This is a genomic window from Streptococcus sp. V940 (genome assembly GCF_054353495.1).
This window is the reverse complement of record NZ_JBTHHZ010000001.1, coordinates 551,811-572,137: the sequence shown is the minus strand read 5'-3', so window position 1 is coordinate 572,137 and position 20,327 is coordinate 551,811. Positions and strand designations below refer to the sequence as shown.

At 33.0% G+C, this 20,327-nt stretch carries 21 protein-coding genes, 1 pseudogene and 1 other annotated feature; of the genes and pseudogenes, 2 read left to right on the top strand and 20 right to left on the bottom strand.

From position 1 onward, the window contains the following. Positions 1 to 8: 8 nt before the first annotated feature. The 18 genes and pseudogenes from ACXYSM_RS02935 to rplJ all read right to left on the bottom strand — a co-directional run bounded on the left by ACXYSM_RS02935 (position 9) and on the right by rplJ (position 17,532). On the bottom strand, positions 9 to 266 hold the full coding sequence (locus tag ACXYSM_RS02935; RefSeq protein WP_225750418.1) for a DUF896 family protein: 258 nt from the start codon (positions 264 to 266) through the stop codon (positions 9 to 11). A 29-nt stretch (positions 267 to 295) separates the two neighbouring features. After that, positions 296 to 2,332, bottom strand: coding sequence for a glycine--tRNA ligase subunit beta (glyS, locus tag ACXYSM_RS02930; RefSeq protein WP_458634300.1), 2,037 nt, complete (start codon positions 2,330 to 2,332; stop codon positions 296 to 298). A 3-nt stretch (positions 2,333 to 2,335) separates the two neighbouring features. Further along, on the bottom strand, positions 2,336 to 2,809 hold the full coding sequence (locus tag ACXYSM_RS02925) for a hypothetical protein (protein ID WP_458634299.1): 474 nt from the start codon (positions 2,807 to 2,809) through the stop codon (positions 2,336 to 2,338). Between the two features lie 3 nt (positions 2,810 to 2,812). After that, positions 2,813 to 3,730: a glycine--tRNA ligase subunit alpha gene (gene glyQ, locus ACXYSM_RS02920; RefSeq protein ID WP_000038760.1), complete on the bottom strand. Its 918-nt coding sequence runs from the start codon at positions 3,728 to 3,730 to the stop codon at positions 2,813 to 2,815. A 392-nt stretch (positions 3,731 to 4,122) separates the two neighbouring features. Then, the gene (locus tag ACXYSM_RS02915; protein ID WP_458634298.1) at positions 4,123 to 4,245 is read right to left on the bottom strand and encodes a LysR family transcriptional regulator; all 123 of its coding nucleotides are present in this window, start codon (positions 4,243 to 4,245) and stop codon (positions 4,123 to 4,125) included. 9 nt (positions 4,246 to 4,254) lie between these two features. Then, on the bottom strand, positions 4,255 to 5,808 hold the full coding sequence (locus tag ACXYSM_RS02910) for a BCCT family transporter (RefSeq protein ID WP_458634297.1): 1,554 nt from the start codon (positions 5,806 to 5,808) through the stop codon (positions 4,255 to 4,257). A gap of 165 nt (positions 5,809 to 5,973) precedes the next feature. Further along, positions 5,974 to 6,039, bottom strand: a pseudogene (locus ACXYSM_RS02905) (nucleotidyl transferase AbiEii/AbiGii toxin family protein); the annotation flags it as partial. A gap of 160 nt (positions 6,040 to 6,199) precedes the next feature. Then, on the bottom strand, positions 6,200 to 7,378 hold the full coding sequence (locus ACXYSM_RS02900) for a tyrosine-type recombinase/integrase (RefSeq protein ID WP_458634296.1): 1,179 nt from the start codon (positions 7,376 to 7,378) through the stop codon (positions 6,200 to 6,202). An 18-nt stretch (positions 7,379 to 7,396) separates the two neighbouring features. Continuing rightward, positions 7,397 to 7,621 carry a DUF3173 family protein gene (locus tag ACXYSM_RS02895; RefSeq protein ID WP_125356626.1) on the bottom strand — a complete coding sequence of 75 codons (225 nt, stop codon included), beginning with the start codon at positions 7,619 to 7,621 and terminating at the stop codon, positions 7,397 to 7,399. Further along, a complete protein-coding gene (locus ACXYSM_RS02890; RefSeq protein WP_458634696.1) occupies positions 7,608 to 8,291 on the bottom strand; it encodes a rolling circle replication-associated protein in 684 nt (227 codons plus the stop codon). The genes ACXYSM_RS02895 and ACXYSM_RS02890 overlap by 14 nt, the downstream gene beginning before the upstream one ends. A 326-nt stretch (positions 8,292 to 8,617) precedes the next feature. Next, a complete protein-coding gene (locus ACXYSM_RS02885; protein ID WP_458634295.1) occupies positions 8,618 to 9,889 on the bottom strand; it encodes an FtsK/SpoIIIE domain-containing protein in 1,272 nt (423 codons plus the stop codon). After that, complete coding sequence (locus ACXYSM_RS02880; RefSeq protein ID WP_458634294.1) at positions 9,876 to 10,232, bottom strand: hypothetical protein; 357 nt, start codon at positions 10,230 to 10,232, stop codon at positions 9,876 to 9,878. The genes ACXYSM_RS02885 and ACXYSM_RS02880 overlap by 14 nt, the downstream gene beginning before the upstream one ends. Positions 10,233 to 10,520: 288 nt before the next feature. Then, entirely contained in the window at positions 10,521 to 11,567 is a 1,047-nt protein-coding gene (locus ACXYSM_RS02875) for a hypothetical protein (protein ID WP_458634293.1), read from the bottom strand. A 14-nt stretch (positions 11,568 to 11,581) separates the two neighbouring features. Beyond that, positions 11,582 to 15,205 (bottom strand): type IIG restriction enzyme/methyltransferase, encoded by a 3,624-nt coding sequence (locus tag ACXYSM_RS02870; protein ID WP_458634292.1) that lies wholly within the window; start codon positions 15,203 to 15,205, stop codon positions 11,582 to 11,584. Positions 15,206 to 15,420: 215 nt separating this feature from the next. Further along, positions 15,421 to 15,750, bottom strand: a complete 330-nt coding sequence (locus tag ACXYSM_RS02865) for a hypothetical protein (protein ID WP_458634291.1) — start codon at positions 15,748 to 15,750, stop codon at positions 15,421 to 15,423. Positions 15,751 to 15,917: 167 nt separating this feature from the next. Next, the gene (locus ACXYSM_RS02860; RefSeq protein WP_458634290.1) at positions 15,918 to 16,430 is read right to left on the bottom strand and encodes a hypothetical protein; all 513 of its coding nucleotides are present in this window, start codon (positions 16,428 to 16,430) and stop codon (positions 15,918 to 15,920) included. 157 nt (positions 16,431 to 16,587) lie between these two features. After that, the gene (rplL, locus tag ACXYSM_RS02855) at positions 16,588 to 16,956 is read right to left on the bottom strand and encodes a 50S ribosomal protein L7/L12 (protein WP_001196963.1); all 369 of its coding nucleotides are present in this window, start codon (positions 16,954 to 16,956) and stop codon (positions 16,588 to 16,590) included. 75 nt (positions 16,957 to 17,031) lie between these two features. Then, on the bottom strand, positions 17,032 to 17,532 hold the full coding sequence (rplJ, locus tag ACXYSM_RS02850; RefSeq protein ID WP_004252632.1) for a 50S ribosomal protein L10: 501 nt from the start codon (positions 17,530 to 17,532) through the stop codon (positions 17,032 to 17,034). A gap of 38 nt (positions 17,533 to 17,570) precedes the next feature. Continuing rightward, positions 17,571 to 17,706 (bottom strand) — a sequence feature (ribosomal protein L10 leader region). Between the two features lie 640 nt (positions 17,707 to 18,346). Here rplJ and ACXYSM_RS02845 point away from each other — a divergent pair. Both ACXYSM_RS02845 and ACXYSM_RS02840 read left to right on the top strand, forming a co-directional pair. Beyond that, on the top strand, positions 18,347 to 18,874 hold the full coding sequence (locus tag ACXYSM_RS02845; protein ID WP_458634289.1) for an ECF transporter S component: 528 nt from the start codon (positions 18,347 to 18,349) through the stop codon (positions 18,872 to 18,874). A gap of 18 nt (positions 18,875 to 18,892) precedes the next feature. Then, positions 18,893 to 19,408 (top strand): transcription repressor NadR, encoded by a 516-nt coding sequence (locus tag ACXYSM_RS02840; RefSeq protein ID WP_254724281.1) that lies wholly within the window; start codon positions 18,893 to 18,895, stop codon positions 19,406 to 19,408. On the opposite strand, the gene ACXYSM_RS02835 is transcribed toward ACXYSM_RS02840, so the two are convergent. Next, entirely contained in the window at positions 19,405 to 19,872 is a 468-nt protein-coding gene (locus ACXYSM_RS02835; protein ID WP_424846689.1) for an 8-oxo-dGTP diphosphatase, read from the bottom strand. The two genes, ACXYSM_RS02840 and ACXYSM_RS02835, sit on opposite strands and share 4 nt — an antisense overlap. Positions 19,873 to 19,891: 19 nt before the next feature. After that, the gene (locus ACXYSM_RS02830; protein WP_414266838.1) at positions 19,892 to 20,326 is read right to left on the bottom strand and encodes a hypothetical protein; all 435 of its coding nucleotides are present in this window, start codon (positions 20,324 to 20,326) and stop codon (positions 19,892 to 19,894) included. Position 20,327: the final 1 nt, after the last annotated feature.

Genomic DNA, 20,327 nt, shown 5'->3' with positions numbered 1-20,327 from the left:
TTTTTTATTTATGAATTCGGATCATCAAGACTACGGCCGTGTAAACCTTTTTCTCGTTGCACTTGACGAAGTTTTTCAGGAGTCACATCATTACCATCTTCATCTACGATTTTGATTCCTTCAATGTGGTGACGTACTGAACGACGATAGCCTTCGATATATTCTTCACGAAGTTTAGCTTGTTCTACTTTTTCTTCCGCAGTCAAGCCTTCTGTTTTTTTCTTTTTAGCAAGTTCATTAATACGAGCGATTTTTTCTGGTATCATATTTGGACCTCCAATCTATTTTTCAATTACTATTTTGTATTAAGAAGGTTAAAAGCAGCCACTGTTTTTGCTTTATTGACAAGTTCAGCTAGAATAGCCAAACGATTATTCTTAACATCAATATCCTCTGCCATAACCATGGTATTGTCAAAGAATGCATCAATAACTGGACTAAGAGCAAATAGTTGTGTTAATTTATCGCTTGCTGAACCTTTCAATTCTAGGTTTTCTACCGCTTGAGCTAGTTCTTTTTCCTGTTCATTTTCAAAGAGACTTACATCAACTTTGACTGAACCTTCTGCCTTTTCTGCTAGGTTAAAGGCACGAGATAATGACTCAACTGATGATTTGTAATCTTCAGTTTTCGCAGCTTCTGAAAGAGCTTCTGCTACTTCAATCATATCAGAGACAACAAAGTTTGAACTTGCGAGAACTGCTTCTTTAATATCTTTTGCAGTAGAACCCATCATCTTATCAACACGAGCTTTGATAAAGTTAAGCACTTCTTCTTGGTTATCGTAAGTTAAACTATCAAACGATAAAGCATAAAGACTCGCAATCAACTCGTCCATTGGAATATTCCATCCAAAGTCTTCTAAGATTCGAACAATCCCTTGTGTTGCACGACGAAGGGCATAAGGGTCGTTAGAACCAGATGGAATCAAACCAACAGAGAAGAAAGATAAGAGAGTATCTAATTTATCGGCTAGTGCAAGTATTGCTCCAACTTTAGATTCAGGAAGAGCGCCGTCTGCTGAGTCTGGAAGGTAGTGTTCACGGATTGCTTGTGCCACTGCAGCATTTTCACCTGCAAGAATCGCATACTTCTCACCCATGATCCCTTGAAGCTCATCAAATTCACCAACCATACCGGTTAAGAGGTCAAATTTATAAATGGCTGCAGCACGAGCAAGATCAATAGATTCATCAACTGATAGACCAGCTTTTTCTGCTAGCAGGATAGCAATTTGCCCTGTACGAATCATGTGTTCACGAAGTGATCCAATCTTTTCATGGAAGGTAACGTGTGAAAGTTTAGCAACTAAATCTTCAATCTTGAGTTTTTGGTCTTCACGCCAGAAGAATTCTCCATCTTCCAAGCGGGCAACCAAAACTTTCTCATTTCCTCGAATGACATTTTCCAAGTGTTCAGCATTTCCGTTACGAACTGAAATGAAGTTTGGTCTTAGGTTTCCATCAAGATCACGGACAACAAAATAACGTTGATGAGTTTCCATTGAAGTTACTAAAACTTCTTCTGGAACTTCTAGGTATTTAGGCTCAAAATTACCCATAAAAGCGGTTGGATATTCGACCAAGTTTAAGACTTCGTTTAAAAGTCCTTCATCAATCTGTACTTGAACACCTTGTTCTTCTTCAATTTCCTTGATTTGTTCACGAATCATATTTTCACGTTCAATACTATCAGCAATGACATAGACTTTGCGTAAGTCTTCTTCGTAACTATCAGCATGACGGATTTCAACTTCATGTCCAAGGAAGCGATGTCCTCGACTCACTCTGCCTGAATGAATATCTAAGAAATCTAGTTCAAGAGCTTCATCATCCAAAAGCACTGTCAAAGTGTGGACTGGACGGATATATTCAAAAGTATTGTTTGCCCAACGCATGCTAACAGGGAAACTTAAGCTAGCCAAGACTTCTGGAATTCCAGTCAGAACTTCTTCCGCTGGTTTTCCAGCTTCATGCTTGGTTACGTAGACATATTCTTCACCTTTGATTTCACGAAATTCAATGTCATCGACAGTCAGGCCTTTTCCACGGACAAACCCTTGTGCTGCTTTAGAAAAGTTTCCTTCTGCATCCAAAGCAATTTTCTTAGAAGGTCCTTTAAAATCTTCAGTCAAATCTGTTTGTTGGTCTGCTAAACCAAGTACACGAACAGCTAAACGACGTGGAGTTGAGAAGGTTTGAATCCCTTCATATGAAAGGCGGTTGTCATCCAAGAAGGCTGCCATTTTTTCGCCGAGTTGTTTTTCACTTGGTGTGACAACGTAGGCTGGTAACTCTTCGAGTCCTAGTTCTACTAATAAGTTTTTTGTCATGTTTTATTCCTCTCCAGATCTTTTAAAACAAAATTTTTGAATTACTAAAAGTGTATTAGTAAGACTCAGATCATCATGTCCAATAATTAAATTCTTATTCTCAAAATTTTTTTTGATAATCTCATATAGTGATTCTTTTAACTTTTGACTAATATTCTCTGTTTTATCAAATATTGTGAAATATAATTGAATAAACAATTCATTGTATTCTCCATCACCATTCGGTTCTATAATATCAAAAGAATACGTGCCCTTTTTTTTGATAATTTCATATTGATTTTCACTTTCAATATCAAATTGCATATCAGATTGTTTTTCAAATTCGAAACCAATATTATTAAAACCTTCATTTAATTTTCTATCACGAAAAATAGCTTCAGCTAAATCATATTTGGTGAAATCAGAATCACTCAACTTCTTTACCTCTAAATTTAAAACAAATGGAATAATTTGATTATCGCTAGTACTTTTTACCAATCGTTATTCTTCCTCTTCTGCTAGGAGTTTAGCACGAGTGGCTTCGTCTAGCAGTGGGTATCCGAGTTTCTTACGTTCTGCGACGAAAGTTTTAGCTACTACACGGGCCAAGTTACGGATGCGGGCAATGTAACCGGCACGTTCTGTAACTGATACCGCTCCACGAGCATCAAGCAAGTTAAAGGTGTGTGAACATTTCAAAACGTAGTCATAGGCTGGGTGTACAAGGCCTAATTCCAAAGCACGTCCAGCTTCTTTTTCAAATTTTTCAAAGTTTTCAAGAAGCATATCTTGGTCAGAAACTTCAAAGCTGTATTTTGAATGCTCATATTCTGGTTGAAGGAAGATTTCTCCGTATTTTACACCTGGAGCCCACTCAATATCGTAAACAGAATCGACTTCTTGGATATAAGAAGCTAAGCGTTCCAATCCGTAGGTAACCTCAGCAGTAACAGGACCAGTTGCTAAACCACCGACTTGTTGGAAGTAAGTGAACTGAGTGATTTCCATACCATCAAGCCACACTTCCCATCCAAGACCAGCTGAACCAGTTGATGGGTTTTCCCAGTTATCTTCAACGAAACGAATATCGTGTTCCAATGGGTTGATACCCAATTTTTCCAATGACTCAAGGTAGAGCTCTTGGATATTTGATGGAGATGGCTTCATAACCACTTGGAATTGGTGGTGTTGGTAGAGACGATTTGGGTTTTCTCCGTAACGACCATCAGCTGGACGACGAGATGGCTCTACATAAGCCGCATTCCATGGTTCAGGCCCAATGGCACGAAGGAAAGTATAAGGACTCATGGTCCCCGCACCTTTTTCGTTATCATAAGCCTGCATAAGCATACAACCCTGATCATTCCAGTATTGTTGCAAAGTAAGGATAATTTCCTGGAAAGTCAATTTTTTAGACATGTTTTACTCCTTTTTCTATATGATTGAGTCTGACTCAGGATACAAAAAAACCGTGTCTTTGCTCCTAAGTCAAGTGACCTAGGGGCGTTAAAAACGCGGTTCCACCCTAATTTATTACTTCATTATCTTTATTAAAATACCAAAAGCGCCACACTCATCTCTCAACCACCTGACTCTCACTATCTCAGGCTCGCTTAGGATTTACCGATAAGATATTCTTTCTTGCGTCTATTATAACAAAATGCAATTAAAAAGTAAAATTATTTTCATAAGGAATCTTTTCTAAATCATCTAAACTAGACACACCAATTTAACATCGTTGCCCCTTTTTTGCCCCTTCTAGAACAAAAAGAAAAACCGCTACTCCTAAGAATAGCGGTTTAATCATGTTTTTAAGCTACAAATGTAGTCGCTCTATTATTTAAGAGTAAATGAAGCTCCAGCTTCTCAGCTGCCTTGGAGATACTCCCCTCCTCAGCAATAGTAATAAAATAACGAAGCACTCTTAACTCCATGCCATCCTCCTAATTTTCCTCATAAGATTTAAACGGTTGATTCTTCTCAGGATATCGGTCTGGTGTAATGGCGAGTCCCATTTGCTCTTTTTCGTGATATAACTCTTTCATAAGCGACCACATCATCAACACTAGTACTATAGAAAATGGAAAAGCGACAATAATGAGCGTGTTTTGTAAAGCTGTCAATCCACCAGAAAACATGAGTGCAATAGCAATCAAGGCCAGCATGACACCCCAAATCACCTTATTACGATTACTTGGATTTAGATCGCCATCTTCAGACAACATGGCCAAAACATAGGTGGCAGAATCCGCCGAGGTCACAAAGAAGGTTAAAACTAAAGTAATTGCCAGGAGTGAAAGGACACTTCCCAGAGGATATTCATTAAAAGAGGCAAAAAGAATTTCTTCTGTGGCAAAACGTATCAAATCAACCCCCGAATCTTGTAGTGAAGTAGATAAGGTACCAAAAGCAGAAAACCAGATAAAACTAAGGACTGTTGGTGCCAAAAGCACTACTGTCAAAAATTCGCGAATAGTCCGACCTTTTGAGATACGGGCAATAAAGACGCCCACAAAAGGTGACCAGGAAATCCACCATGCCCAGTAAAAAATGGTCCATTGGTTAATCCAAGCCCGCTTGGTCTCATCAAAAGCCGCCGCCCGAAAACTCATACGGAAGAAGTTTTGAAAATAAAGGCCGATAGAGTCTGTCATGGTGTCAAATATCTTAACCGTTGGCCCCAAAACTATGACTCCAGCAAGCAAGACAACAGCTAAAATCAAGTTTGTATTAGATAGGATTTTAACACCCTTTCCTAAACCTGATAAGGCAGAAATAAGAAAAAGAATTGTCGCAATGATGATAATGATGACTTGCACAAGACTATTATTAGGAATACCAAAGACATAGGAGAGACCGCCATTGATTTGTGAGGCACCAAAGCCGAGCGTTGTCGCTACCCCAATCACTGTCGCAATAATGGTGATGGTATCGATAATGGTTGCTATTGGTCCGTCCGCATATTTTCCAAAAAGAGGCTTAAAGACGACTGAGAGCTGATATTTCTCCCGTTTACGAAAGCCAAAATAAGCCAAAGACAATCCCACCAGGGCATAGACCGCCCAAGCATGAAATCCCCAGTGAAAAAAAGTAAAACGAAAAGCATCTGCAAGAGCATCCGCACTGCCAATTTCTGCATTGGGCGTCGAGATAGCAAAGTGACTCAAAGGCTCTGCTGCCCCATAAAAGACCAGACCAATCCCCATTCCAGCAGAAAACATCATGGCAATCCATGACGTCGTCGAATGCTCTGGCCGACTCGTGGGATTACCCAAGCGAATCTGCCCTATCGGACTTACAATTAAAAAGACACAAAAAATTAAAATCCCCGTAACCAATAACAAGTAAAACCAGCCAACACTAGTTGTTAAGAGATTTTTTAAGTAAGAACTAATATTTTGAAACTGCTGGGGAACAAAGAGCCCTAACAAGACTAAAATAAATATGATGACGAGCGAAAGCTGAAAAACTTTTGTTATTTTAGAATGCTTCACCATTTTACCTCCTTATGTGTTCTTAGTTATAGAAAGTTTTTGAGAAAACTTAAAACTCTATATGGTTTCATTGTAACACAATTGTTTAATTTATACATATAACAACCGAATACATCCAACATATTCGCACCGTATTCTTCAAATATTTGACTAATCTTTTGAGAAAGAGATCCCTTTTTCTTTTGCAATATTCTTGATTTTAGCTTTGAAACTATTAGCATTTGAAAATTTCACGACAAGACCTCCACATAATTCATCAAAAAAGAAAAACCGCTACTCCTAAGAATAGCGGTTTAATCATGTTTTTAAGCTACAAATGTAGTCGCTCTATTATTTAAGAGTAATTTGAGCGTGTTACTCAAAACACTAAGTATAAAGCTTATTTTTTATTACTTTATTTTTGTAGGGGTGTATATAGGGGTGTCGCTCCAACTCCTTCCTGTTTAAGAAGTTGAGTAATTTCATTTCCAAGAGTTGTATTGTTTGCATTATAGTAATGACTGTATGTGTTTAATGTTGTAGCTTTATCAATTCTTCCAGAACGCTGTGATACTTCTAAAACATTCTTTTTCAGAACATTGATCATAAATGAATCATGTGAATGACGCAATCCTTTGCCAGTTATTTCTGGGACTCCAGCCAACTTTGCATGACGTTTCAACATTCTTGTCAAAGTGCTTTTTACCATTGGTTCACCAAACTTAGATAAAATATAATCTTGACTAGAATTAGAAATCTGAATTGAGCGCCAACGTTCAAGCACTTTTATTGTTTCATCATCTAAGTCTATATATCTTATACCTGCTTCGGTTTTTGTCTGCTCTTTACGCTTATAGACACCACCTTTTAAAGCTTCTAAAGTTGAGTGAACAAAGATACGTTTATTCTCTTTATCAAAATCTGACCAAAGTAAAGCAAAACCTTCACTAACACGTACACCAGTCATATAGTACAACCAGGTTGTAGTAAAACGATGAAGATCTTCATAATCAGTTAAATCAAAAGTTGAAAGAACTTTCTTAAACTCTTCAAAAGTCCAGAATTTTGTATCTGGTCTTTTACCTTTTGGATTATCCAGGCTCTTGCACGGGAATGTTTTGAGATATTCCATTCTCTCTGCATAACCTAAACATTGTTTAAATCGTATCCAAACACATTTTGCATAATTCGCAGAATACTTATTAATAAGTTCTAAACGAAATTTTTCACAGTCACGAGGTTTAATATCTCGTAATTTCATTTTCCCAAATCTCTCAATGAATGTATCAAATTGAGTGATTGCGGTTCTATATGTGCTATCTTGTACCGTTTGTTTGTAGTAAGGTAAAAAAACCTCCAACATATACTGTTCAAAATTGAGATTATAGTCGCTATAATCAAATTTGTCGTAAAATTCAACTCTTGCTCGACATAACTCATCATATGCCTCTTTTTCAGTAGAAAAAGATTTTCCCCATATATTACGATATCTTTTAAATCTTTGACGTTTACCTGTAGCTGATGCTTTGAATTCTGTCTGACAGTAAATTCTTCCTTTACTATCTCTAAATACTCCTTTATATTTCTTTGACATTGCTTTCAATTCCTTTCATTAAGTAAATTGAAAGCCGAGTAATTCTTCCACAATAGAACTAGGTGCAAGATCAAGTCTTTTGTTATCGAAAGGCGATCTACTTAATTTTACCAAATTATTTGAAGAATTCAAAGATTCATCAAATTGATTTATAGCAATATTTTTTGCTTGCTTAATTATTTCTTTTGAAGCTGTTTTAGAAAATCCAAGCTTCATAATATCTTTATGATTAACTGTCTTCATTCTTATCTCCTATATTGTAGAATTCTGTAATATAACTAATTTCATCACCTGTGCTAATAATATGATTTGTTTTTTTTGAATAATTGGCATCTAAATCAATATCTAGTCCATTGATACTCATTACTTCTCCTTTAGTAGCTGTTATTTCAATTGGTTTTTTAATTCCTCTAGAACACCTATAAATCCTGACACCTTTAGGATATAAATATAGTCGTGCACCTTTGACGTATTTTTTTGTATTCTGATTATCATCTATTTCTAAATTAGTTAAATATGCGACAACATAATTACCTACTTTATCACTATTTTTAAGCCTTTTAGTTTTAGTGAAACCTTTTTTCCAGCATTCTTCAATAATTTTATTTGGAATATAAAGAGAACTTCTTTTAGGAGCTTTTATAAGCAGATGACAATGCCAACTCCCACTAGCTTGTGGTTCAATAACATTGATATACTCTAAATCTGAATATTGTTTTCTTAAATCTCTTATAAATAATTTAAAGTCTCTATAAACAATTTCAATTTCATTAGTGTACTTAGCATAGGTCAACGTTATCCAAAGTTCATTTTTATCACCATTGAAGTTATGAGTAATAAGACGCCTTAACTTTCTCATTGTAATACGAGTTGACTTTATATTATCACTTCTTGTCTCTCCACTTGTATCCATATCAAATATTTCCCCAGTCTCCAAAACAACGTATTTTTTATTCGGAAGTACTTTTATGGTCTGCTTGTGTATTCCATTAGAAGTTGTTAATTCTAGGGTATTACCATATCTATAAGATTTTACGATAGCTCCTGCATGTACTTTTGAATTATTTACTTTCACTCCTAACTTTCCTTATTGTTCTATTGTTTGACGTTTATCAAGTTAAAAGCAATAGAAGCAAGCTTCTATTGCTGGGCACATTTCTTAAAGTAAAGAAAGAGGGACGCTCCACTTGCTCTAGCTCTCTGAGCTGAGCACCCCTATTCTTTACTTTCGAAAGTGCTCTAATAATATTTTTCCAATTCTTTTAAAAAGTCAAACTTTTTATCAAAAAATGGAGTTTCAAAATAAGTTGGTAAAGTCATTTTTCCATCAATCTGTACATGGCCTCCTCCTTTTATTTCAATTGATTTATAGTCCTTAAAATTAGAACCAAAGACCATTCTGTATCCATCTTCTGATAAATTGCCAAGTGCAACTCGACAACCTAATTGATCCCTAATTGCACCATCAAGAATACTCGCATCTGGGCGCTGCAGAGAGACCTCGGTTAGTATTCCGACTTGTCTTCCCATCATTACTAAGTTATATAGGTAAGACATGGCTTCTTCAGCAATTTTTTTATCAGATACTTTTACAAAAGCTGTGACTTCATCAATAAATACTACGATTGGTTTTAATCCAAAATCTGTAAAATCTTTACCAAATGATTCTTGACTAGAAAAATATTTATCGTATCTATTCATCATTTGAAAATTTACAACTCTCAGTATTTTACAGATTTGGTTAGAAGTAACAGCGATATTCTCTTCTGGAAAACCACTAACATACCTCAGTAAACTTAAATCTGCATTTTTCGGATCACAGATATAAATATCAGCACCCATCGATGCATATTGCAAAAGTTTATAGTTTAAGAACATACTTTTCCCTGAACCTGTTGTACCAACTGTTAATCCATGAGGAACTTTGCTAATATCGTATGATATTTTTTTTGTGAGTTGAATTGCTGTCGAATTTCTATCTTTTTCTAAGTTTAAATCCGATACTTTTAAACGTTCATCTTTTATTAATTCAAAAGTATAATCGGTGTATGTTAACTGCTTTTCATTAGATATCAATCTTTTCCCTAAGTATGCCTCCAACTTGCTTCCGAGGTCATTAACTTTATGGCTTAGAAGTCCACCTATATTGTATACTCTAATCGTACAGGTACTTGCATCTTTTTTATTATCAATCCATTCCATTTCCAAGGTTTCAATATATTTTTTTTCTTTAGTTTCAGTTATCTGTGTAATATATAATTGGTTTAATTTAATAAATTTAAATAATTTTTTCTGATTTAAATACTTACTCCTATTAAATTGACCGTAAACAAACAAAGAACCTAGTAGTATTTCTAAAGAATATATAATAAAAATATGATTTATACTTAATCTCAAATTGAACAATGGTAGCAAATATAAATCAATAGAAAGAACCAATATTATAAATAATAAGAATATTATCCGACTTGCCCAGAAGGGAAATACCCAGTTTATACTAACTCTTTTCATGTTGCTTATTTCCTTGTGAATATAAAATTACATCGGCAGTAATTGACAATTGATTTTGATACTCGCCATAAACAGTTGCTTTACTAATATTAACAATTTTACAAACTGTTTCTAATGGTTTAAATGAAGAATAATCATCAATCCCTTTGTTATTTACAGTTACAACTACTTGCTCTCCCAGATTGGTCTGACCATTCTGATATTCTGAAGTATCTTTAACAATAAGCAAGCTCACTTTTAACTTGTTATCTTGTGTAAGTTTAGAACCCAAATATACAAGTTCTTTGTTATCAAAAAATGATTTATCAAACTTTAAAAAGTTTCTTAAATTTTTTAGTGTCATAATTATTTACCTCTTTTTATTTTAAACAAAGAATCAGCAACTTCTTTATTCATTTGAAAATAGATTTGCAACTCTATTATCAATTTTTATCACATTATTGCTGTAATCTGATAAATTAATTATAAATTAAATAATTTATGATTTAGTCTAAACTTTCGTCTATATTTTTATATTAAATCGTAGACATAATCATAGATAATGTTAAAAAATCCATTGATATCAATCGTTTGAATAAATTGTTCAAATAAAAAAAGAAATATAATAGACTTATACTTCTTTTTCTTTAACTTATAAAAAATTTTCCAATTCAGATAATCTGATTAAGCTTAAAAGATAATTTTGATATTTTGTAAGCTCTTTTACATGATTAAGCATCAAATCGTTTAGTTCTAGCTGGATATACTTTGATGCTCGACTATTTATAGTTAAAATCCCTGGGACATGACCTCCAAATTTAGCTATATTCTCCTTAACTAAATCTGTGAATTCATCCTTATTTAAGTTTCTATTTAACCTAACTAATTTTGTTGGATAAACTCCATCTTTCTCATTTGGCCTATCCTTTCTTACTAATTTATCTCCTTCTTTCGTTTTAACTATATAAGTGGGCATATAATCTGGATTTCTTTGTGCTCTTGAAAAATTAAAAGGTATTGAATCATTTTCTATAATTGGTATATCACTCTCTATAAACTCTTTCATTAAGGTATCAACCATATACCCAATTTTGAAAATAGTATTCTTTTTCAATAATTCAATATTCTCAGGGAAAAAATTATCAGATAAATCATTTTCAAGCCATCTTTCAAAATACTGATTTATTTCAACGAATTTAAACGAACGGTTCATATCATTAAATATATCCTTTATTACATTATTTTTAAAAGAACGAGTTAATTTTCTTTTAATAAGTATCCAGGGAGCCTCAAAAGAAATATCAGACACTTGAGTCATATCCAGATTATACCATGTCGAAAATTTAGCAAAAATACATAAATAATCAATAAAAGATTTATTAAAATTATCTAATTCATCATTAATTTTCTTTTTCGATAATATTTCTTGAAAATAGTTATCAAATGTAATTTCTAAAAGCTCTTCAATTTCACTATCTGTACCAAATATTAATCGAACTTTTTTTATTTTAAATATTCGGGAGTAATCTTCCAATAAGCTATCTGGAATAAAATTACCACTTTTTATATTCTTCCCTGATTCTATTCTTTTTATTGTAGATACCTGACCAGACGAAATCGTTTCTATTTGTCTTGAACCTCTTAACTCTCGAAATCTTACTGAAACTTTTTTTATTAATTCATCTTCAAAAAAACTCATTCCATCTCCAATATTTATAAAGTAAATTCAGAAACAATTTTCTTCTCATCTTCTGTTAAATCAAATAAATCCATGACTAGATTATCAATATCAAGATTAAGTTTGTTAATCAACTCAGAATCTTGTGTTTCTTTCTTCATTTCATCCATCAATTGCTCTACCAGTATCGCTATTGAATCTTGTTGTTCTTTTGTCGAATTTGGTATTGGGAATTTCTTAATTTGAGTTAATCGCATTTGAGGGAAAGTATTTCGTTGCAAAAAATCAAATTTATTAATAGCATAGTAAGAAAGGACCTTAGAATTTAAAACTCCAATTAAAAATCTTGGATTTATGGTAATTTCATTTATTACTTCAATACTTTGTTCATGCACAAAATTTTCTTCTACTAAAGTCGCTCTGAAAATATAGCTTGACTTTACTGGAATTCTTGCAATTAAGATCCTAACTCCTTCAAAAATTGTTGAATTTCTGGGTGCTGCTAAATGTTTTCCATATGATAAAAACTGACCTGACCAGTTGATTTTATATCTTTGTAAATCAGAACCTGTTAAAAATTTTCTATAACTATTATCAACTTTTACATTTGAAAAGAAAGGTCTAGAATTTTTAAATATTTGAAACTCTTCTTTATTATCAGGTTGTTTTGGTGTTCCTTTTCCTCTCTCAAAAATCTTCAAACCATCTTTTACATGACCATAATTATCCTCAAGTGCTTTAGAATTACTTTCAAGTTTTAATAAAATATTTGTTGAATGTTCATCAATTGTTGAAATAGTAATAACATCTTGTTTTAAAAGTAATTCTGATTCTGTTTCCGTTATAATATTTACTTCACCCCTTGTAATTTCTCCAAGAACTACCTTTTCTGGTCGTTTATTGAACATGTCAACAATACAAACATCAATAGCTGCTTCATCAAAAATTTTATCTTTAGAATTAATAAAAGATATGTCGTCAAACGTTTTTAAAATATGATGACGTAAAGGTTTATATTGATTAATAGTTAAAAATGAGTTAGGAATAATATAAGATACACCACCGCCATTTCTTATTAATGAGAAAGCAAGTTCTAAAAATAGTCCAAATGTATTTGCTTGATAATTATTTAAAGGATAGGTTTTTGAATAGTAAAGCTTCATTTCTTCATTAAATGACTGATTACTTGCAAAGATATAGGGTGGATTCCCAATAACTAAGTCGAATCCAATAAATTCACCATTTTCTCCTAAAATCTCAGGGAATTCCATTCGCCACTCCATGCCACCTGCATAAAGGGGATTTTTCAAACGTTCATCAAATTCTTTCTTAGCTTTTTCAAGTTGCTTACTTAATAACAAATATTCCTTATTATTATTATTCTCTTCTTCAAAAAGACTAATTGCTCCTGCTTTATTTTTTTCGGAGATCAGTTTATGTAGTTTTTTTAATTCTGGACTTGAAGCTAAGTCATCAAAAGAATATTTTAGTCTTTCTATTTTATCCCATATATTTGCCTTTGTTGCCTTATTATTTGTATCTTTATATTCGCGAACTAAATCTAGATATTCTTTGAAATCATTTCTACGTAAGTCAAACTCATAATTAAAATCAAATTTATGAAGTAGACTGTCCCCGACCTTAATATTAATATCAATATTAGGTAAAGTTGTTAAAACTGGTTGATTAATCTCTTCATCTATATAGTAATACGAAGATTTTAATAGTTCAATCCATAGACGCAAACGGCAAATATTTACTGAGCTTGGGTTTATATCTACACCAAATAAGGTATTTTCTAAAATTTGTCTTTTTTGAGTAAATATAGATTTTTGAATTCTTTCTGCTAAATCATTTCCCACCTGATACACAAAATTATTGCCAGACATATCTTGAATAATTAACTCATCATTAATAACATAACATTGAATTATATTACCGATATAATTTCCCTGAGAATCAAAAAGAACATTTAAATCACTTTTTAAAGCAATAATTTCATTTAAAACAGATACTAAAAAATGGCCTGAACCTACTGCAGGATCACAAATTTTAATCTGATCAATTGTATCACTAATCTTTTTAGCAATTTCCATAGAGCGAACTTTTAGTTTCAAATCCTCTATGCCTTCACAGTTCCATGACATTGTCTCGTTTACTTTATCAACTACTGCCATTCGTACAGCTCTTCGAGACATATACATAGTAATATTTCCTGGTGTATAGAAAGAGCCATCTCGATAACCATTAATTTTTTCAAAAATCAAACCGAGAACTGAAGCATTAATAAGGTCATTTTTTGATTTTTCATGATGAGAAATACTAGTAGAGAAATCATAGGAATCCAAAAATTCAAATAAATACTGAATAAAATTTATTTTTCCACTTTTTCTTTTATTATTAGAACCTTTAAGCGATGTTTTCGAATAAATTTCAATATCACCTTCTGGTAAACGATCAATACCAATACCATCCCGAGAAACTTCTAATTCATTTTCTTCAAAAAGAGATGAATTTAAATAGGGAATATAACCAAATTTTTTTTGAACTCGTTCTTTTCTATCAGTTATTTTTTTAGCTAGAACAGCAAAGAACAATGTATAAATTTCTTCGAAACTCGATAATTTATCATATGTTAAAAAGCGATATGATTCGTCTTTGTTAAATAGAACTAACTGAGATTCTAAAAGTTTTAAAAATAGAATTCTATTCATCCAAATGACGGTTAATTGAATCGCAATATCTTCTTGTCTATCTTTTGGAACATCTTTAACTTCCAACTTATCAATAATATTTTCAACAAATGAGTATTGTTGGCGTTTAGACGGTTTCAATCGAGAAATAATTTTTGAAGTTCCTACTTTAGATTCTTCAAGTCCCATCAAGTATAAAAGCTCATCATAGAAATTCTTATTTAACTTATTTGAATCAGTAAATATCTCCTTATTTAAAAGATTTTCTGCAGTAAAGAAACGGTATAATTGAGTCAGATTATTTTTCTTTATTTCAATTGACTTACTATTTTTGACAAGTGCATCTCGTAAATCAAAATGGGCTATTTCTATCCCTTTATCAATCGCTAAATCTATTGCTGGAGAGATTACTTCATTATAAAGAAAATCAGTCGTATTACTAGATAGTTGATTATTTTTGAATTTAGTTACAAGATCTACTAACTTCTTGTTTTTTGTAAAATGTTTTTCGATTTCTTTTGCTTCAATCACAAACCATGATAGACCGTTTGTAACAATGCATTTTTTTATCTCTATATTATGTTCAAATAATCTTTCTCTTAAGTAATAAGCTACAATCTCCTGAAAAGCCTTAGAATTAATTTTATCTTTAGCCATCATCTCTGATTTATTTGTTAAACTTTTATGTTCAAAAATAACACCTAAAGTAGAATTTGAATCTTTCCCGTTATAAATAGCTAAATCTATTCTATTTGATGTATTTATAAAATTATGTGGTAAAAGCTTTTCGAGAAAAGATTTCAATAAATTCTTTTGATATTCCTCAGATTCCCTTTGATTATCATATAAAAGAGTAAGATAATTATTTAACTTTTTCCCAAAGGCTTCCTTATCTTCATCTAATGGCATAATCGCTTGAACTGATCGGTTCATAGAACCTTTTAAACTTAATTCTTTTATCGCCATAATAACTCCTACAAAATATTTTAATTGATAAAATAAAATCTATAAATTCTTAAATAGATTAGTAAATAATACAATATAATTATACATCAATTTTATAAAAAATAAAAACTCCCACATAAAGTTGTGGGAGTGTTTTATGAGATGAGTTCAAATGAAATTTCCATTATCTAGTTTTAACAATCAAATTATAAGGCTAATCAACATTGAGATATAAACTAGAAGACGATTATTCCATCTTTTCCGATAGAAATTGATGAATCTTCTTGCAAATGATTTTCATAAGAACTATATATTTCAGATGAATAGTTAAATACAGTTTCAAATAAACCCGTTTCATACTTATATTTTAAATCTTTGAAATTAATATGAAGTTTTTCATACTCTTCTATTCTAAAGTATTTCTCCAAAGTTCCAAAAATAAAAGTATTTAACCCAATTTTATAACCTTCAAATTCAACAAAAATATAATTATTATTATTTATTGTTATAGTGTTAGAGTTTTTATAGTTGAATAATATAAGAAACATTATATTTTTATAATACATTAAGATTTCAAAATCTTCATCAAATTCATAAGTAATTATACCAGTATCTTCCGGATCAATATCACAGATATTTAATTCTCTATTTTTAAAATAAGCCCCAACTACATGTCTATCAAACTTTGTGATTGATCTTAAAGAATTTCTGAAATCGATAGATTTGATTGCATTTACTTGAGTTTTTGCATTAAAACAGTTGGAGTTGGTAACTTAGATCTATAAGTACCTTTAGCTTCTATCAAAATTGGAGTAAAAAAATTAGAATTTTTAAAACCAAAAAAATCAGGACTTTTATTATTATAACCATCATATCGAGTTATGTTTTTAATAACTGGATCTTTTAAATGAAATAAAAATGGAACTTTATATACTTTCTCTGCTATTGCATAAGCTGTCATGCTACCAATAAAATAAGAAATAGCTATTTTTATTGATGCTTCTGCGTTAAAATAGTCATCTGTAATTTCAAAGGTTCCATTTTTCGATTTAATTGCCATTTTAACTAAGCTAAAATAGAATTTCATTCCATTAGAACTAAGCTTTGTATTACTAAAAGCTCCTAATCTTATAAGATATCTTATAAAATCTTTATCAGTACAACTTATAGATGAGTTGTTATTATGGTTATTGGGGTTATTTTTCTTAAAATCTGTAGCACTATTATAAAAATATACATTGACCATACTTCTATCCCCTCAATCAAATTCACAAACACCCCCACATAATTTTGTGGGGGTGTTTGTGGGGAAGTTTCAAAAGAAACATCTCCTATTATAGCGCCTTTACTAATAACAAAAGGCTTTTAAACTCGGCTTTCAGCCTTAAACAATCGATAATTGATTATTTAAGAGTAACTGAAGCTCCAGCTTCTTCCAATTTAGCTTTGATTTCTTCAGCTTCAGCTGTAGCAACACCTTCCTTAACAAGTGCTGGTGCACCGTCAACAAGTTCTTTAGCTTCTTTAAGTCCAAGACCAGTGATTTCACGTACAACTTTGATAACGCCAACTTTTTTGTCACCAGCAGCTGTCAATTCAACGTCAAATGAGTCTTTAGCAGCACCAGCGTCAGCAGCACCAGCTGCAGCAACAGCTACAGGAGCAGCTGCAGTTACACCAAATTCTTCTTCGATAGCTTTTACAAGGTCGTTCAATTCAAGGATTGAAGCTTCTTTAATTTCAGCAATAATGTTTTCAATGTTCAATGCCATTGTTATTTCCTCCAAATAAGTTTAAATTTAATTTTGTTATTTTTTTGTAGCTAGGCTACGCTGCGTAGCTTATGATTAAGCTGCGTCTTCTTTGTTGTCTGCAACCGCTTTGACTGCAAGAGCAACGTTGCGCACTGGCGCTTGAAGTACAGAAAGGAGCATAGAAAGAAGTCCTTCGCGACTTGGAAGAGTTGCAAGAGCAACGATTTCTTCTTTTGATGCGACAGCGCCTTCGATTGCACCACCTTTGATTTCAAGTGCGTCAGCGTTTTTAGCAAAGTCGTTCAAGATTTTCGCTGGTGCGATAACATCTTCGTTAGAAAATGCTACTGCAGATGGTCCAACAAAAACAGATGCAAGATCTTCAAGACCAGCTTTTTCAGCTGCACGACGTAAGATTGAGTTTTTAATAACTTTATACTCAACTTCGCTTCCACGAAGCTCACGACGAAGAACTGTATCTTGTTCAACTGTCAAACCACGAGCGTCTACAACGACGATTGATGCAGCAGCTTTCATTTTCTCAGCTACTACGTCAACTAGTTCCGCTTTCTTAGCAATAATTGCTTCACTCATTAGTGTGTTCACCTCCGTAATTATTTTGCTTGGGGAATTTTTCCAAAAGAAAAACGCGCCCAAACCTAGACACGAAAGTACAATACGCTTCTTTTTACATGATACGTTTTGTCCTCGGTAGGATATTTATGAGTCTTGCTCCCCTACTGTCTTAGGCAGTTTTTTCAAACCGTTTATAAGTATATCACAAGAATTCTATCAAAGCAAGTATTTTTTAAAAAAATCTGAGTTTTTTCTCAATTCTACTGCCACTTAGAGAAGAATATTTAAATATTTTCTCAGTAAATGGTAAAGATTGGTACCAAGGTATTATAGATTAAGAGCGCATGAAAGATCAACATTAACACATGAAATATGAATGGAGTATTTTCCGTGGTTTGAATGTCCTGATTAGATTTTTGACTGTCTAAGAAAAAAGTTAATGACAAGAAAAGTAGGATTATGCCATAAATAATACTAATGTGATAAAGAATGAGCCCTATGATACTGAAATAGAGGAAACCGAATATGGGTATCGAGAAAACAATCAGAGCTAAGGAACCAAATGCGATTCTTATTATCGAAATCATTAAGAAACTATAGGCTGAAAATGTGGTAAATTTTGATACTTTGATTTCTGTTTTTATCTGCTTAGATATGTAATGAATGATAAAAATTGGATAAAGAATATCTACCATCTTGACTCTCTATTCTTTCTAAGATACTTTACTTTACTTTATTTTAACTATTTTTCCTTCAAAATTCAATTTCTCCCTTGACGGATAATATTATTTAGTGTACTATACAACTGTATATACACATAAAAGGAGTTATTATGAATACACAAAAGAAAACACAATTCATGACTTTAACCGCATTGCTAACCGCTATCGCTATTTTGATTCCCTTGGCGATGCCCTTCAAGATTGTTATTCCGCCCGCTTCTTACACCCTAGGAAGCCACGTTGCAATCTTTATTGCTATGTTCCTTTCTCCTTGGATGGCAATCTTTGTCATTATAGCTTCTAGCCTAGGATTCCTCATGGCTGGTTATCCAATTGTCATTGTACTTCGAGCTTTCTCCCATATCTTTTTCGGCACTTTGGGCGCCTTCTATCTGCAAAAACATCCTCAAACCTTAGATAATCCTAAATCCTCTTTGATTTTTAACTTTATACTAGGTTTGGTTCATGCCATCGCAGAAGTTTTTGCTTGTATTATCTTCTATGCTAGTACAGGAACAGACCTAAAAAATATGTTCTATGTTCTCTTTGTACTGGTTGGTATTGGTACAATTATTCATAGTATGGTAGACTATTACCTAGCATTGGCTGTTTATAAAGCATTGAAAAAACGCCGTTAAGCGTTAAGAAAGAAGAATATGACAAAAAATCGAAAAGAAGCACTTCTACAACTCTTAAAAGAAGCTCAAAAACCTCAAAACGGAAAAAGCTTAGCAGAACATTTTCATGTCACTCGCCAGATTATCGTTCAGGACATTGCAGTTCTTCGTGCAGATGGTGCTCCTATCTTATCAACCAATCGTGGCTATATTTATAAAGAAAGCAAAACCAATCCGTATGTTCACAAGCTGTTTAAAGTAAAGCACGAGATGGAAGAAATCGGTCAAGAACTTCTAGCTATCGTCGATAATGGGGGACGTGTTCAGAATACCTTAATTGATCATCCTGTCTACGGGGAAATTGAAACCTTGCTCAAACTCTCTTGTCGCCGTGACGTTCAGCATTTTTTAGAGCAAGTCGAACGGTCTGACTTTAGACCACTTTCTGAATTAACAGATGGCGTCCATTATCACCTAGTCGAAGCTGAAAACGAACAAGACCTCCTCTATATCGAGAAGGCCTTGGACAAGTTAGGGTATTTGGTAAAGGATTAAAAAGTTCTTTTTTCCCATCCGTCTTCTGTACGATGACGGTAGAAAAATTCAGACTTGTCTGGAGCTTCCATCATCTCCATCAAAGGTAACATATCATAAGCCAGATCCAAATTTGGAATCTGGTCTTTTTGTACCCAGGACACTTCTCCTTCTTCAGATGATTGTAGAGTACCAGTAAACTCAGTCGCCTTGTAACAAAAGACAATATAACGCTCACCTGTATCTAAGGGCCAATTTTTAATGCCGACAAGTTGAGGATTTTGAATCGTCAGACCTGTTTCCTCATAAATTTCACGAATAACTGACTCGGCAAAAGCCTCTCCGTCTTCAACATGGCCTCCTGGAAAAGCATAGCCAGACCAGCGATTGCTTTCGGGTGAACGATACTGCATAACCACGCGCTGCTTTTCTAGATCTTCAATCATACAAATATTGGTAAGAATGGTTAATTGTGCTCGAGACATAGGACTCACTTTCTAATCTTTAATTTTCTATCTTATACTTAACTTTAGATTTCATAATCAAAGGATTAACTAAGTCATGATATTCATGAATTTCATGGAGTAAGGAACCTCTGATGATTCTAATTTCCTTATCTTTACTATTCACCTGATAATCTATATTGATAGGCATAGATGAATCTGGAACCATAGATAAAAAGAAGAAAATCAAAACCCAGATTAGGAGGGCAAAGAAACCGCTGAGAGCTTGAAAAATCAAATGATGCCATTGAAAGATTCTTGTTTTATAAAAGATGGTCCATGGATGGATAAATAGGGTTAAGCAGAGACCAAAAAACCAGATATTCCACAAAACTGGGGTAAAAGCTAAACCAAATAAACCTAGGATAAAATGGAGTAGGGCAAATACCAAGAACAGTAGGTAAAGAATCCTAAATATAGTTAGATGTTTTCTCATA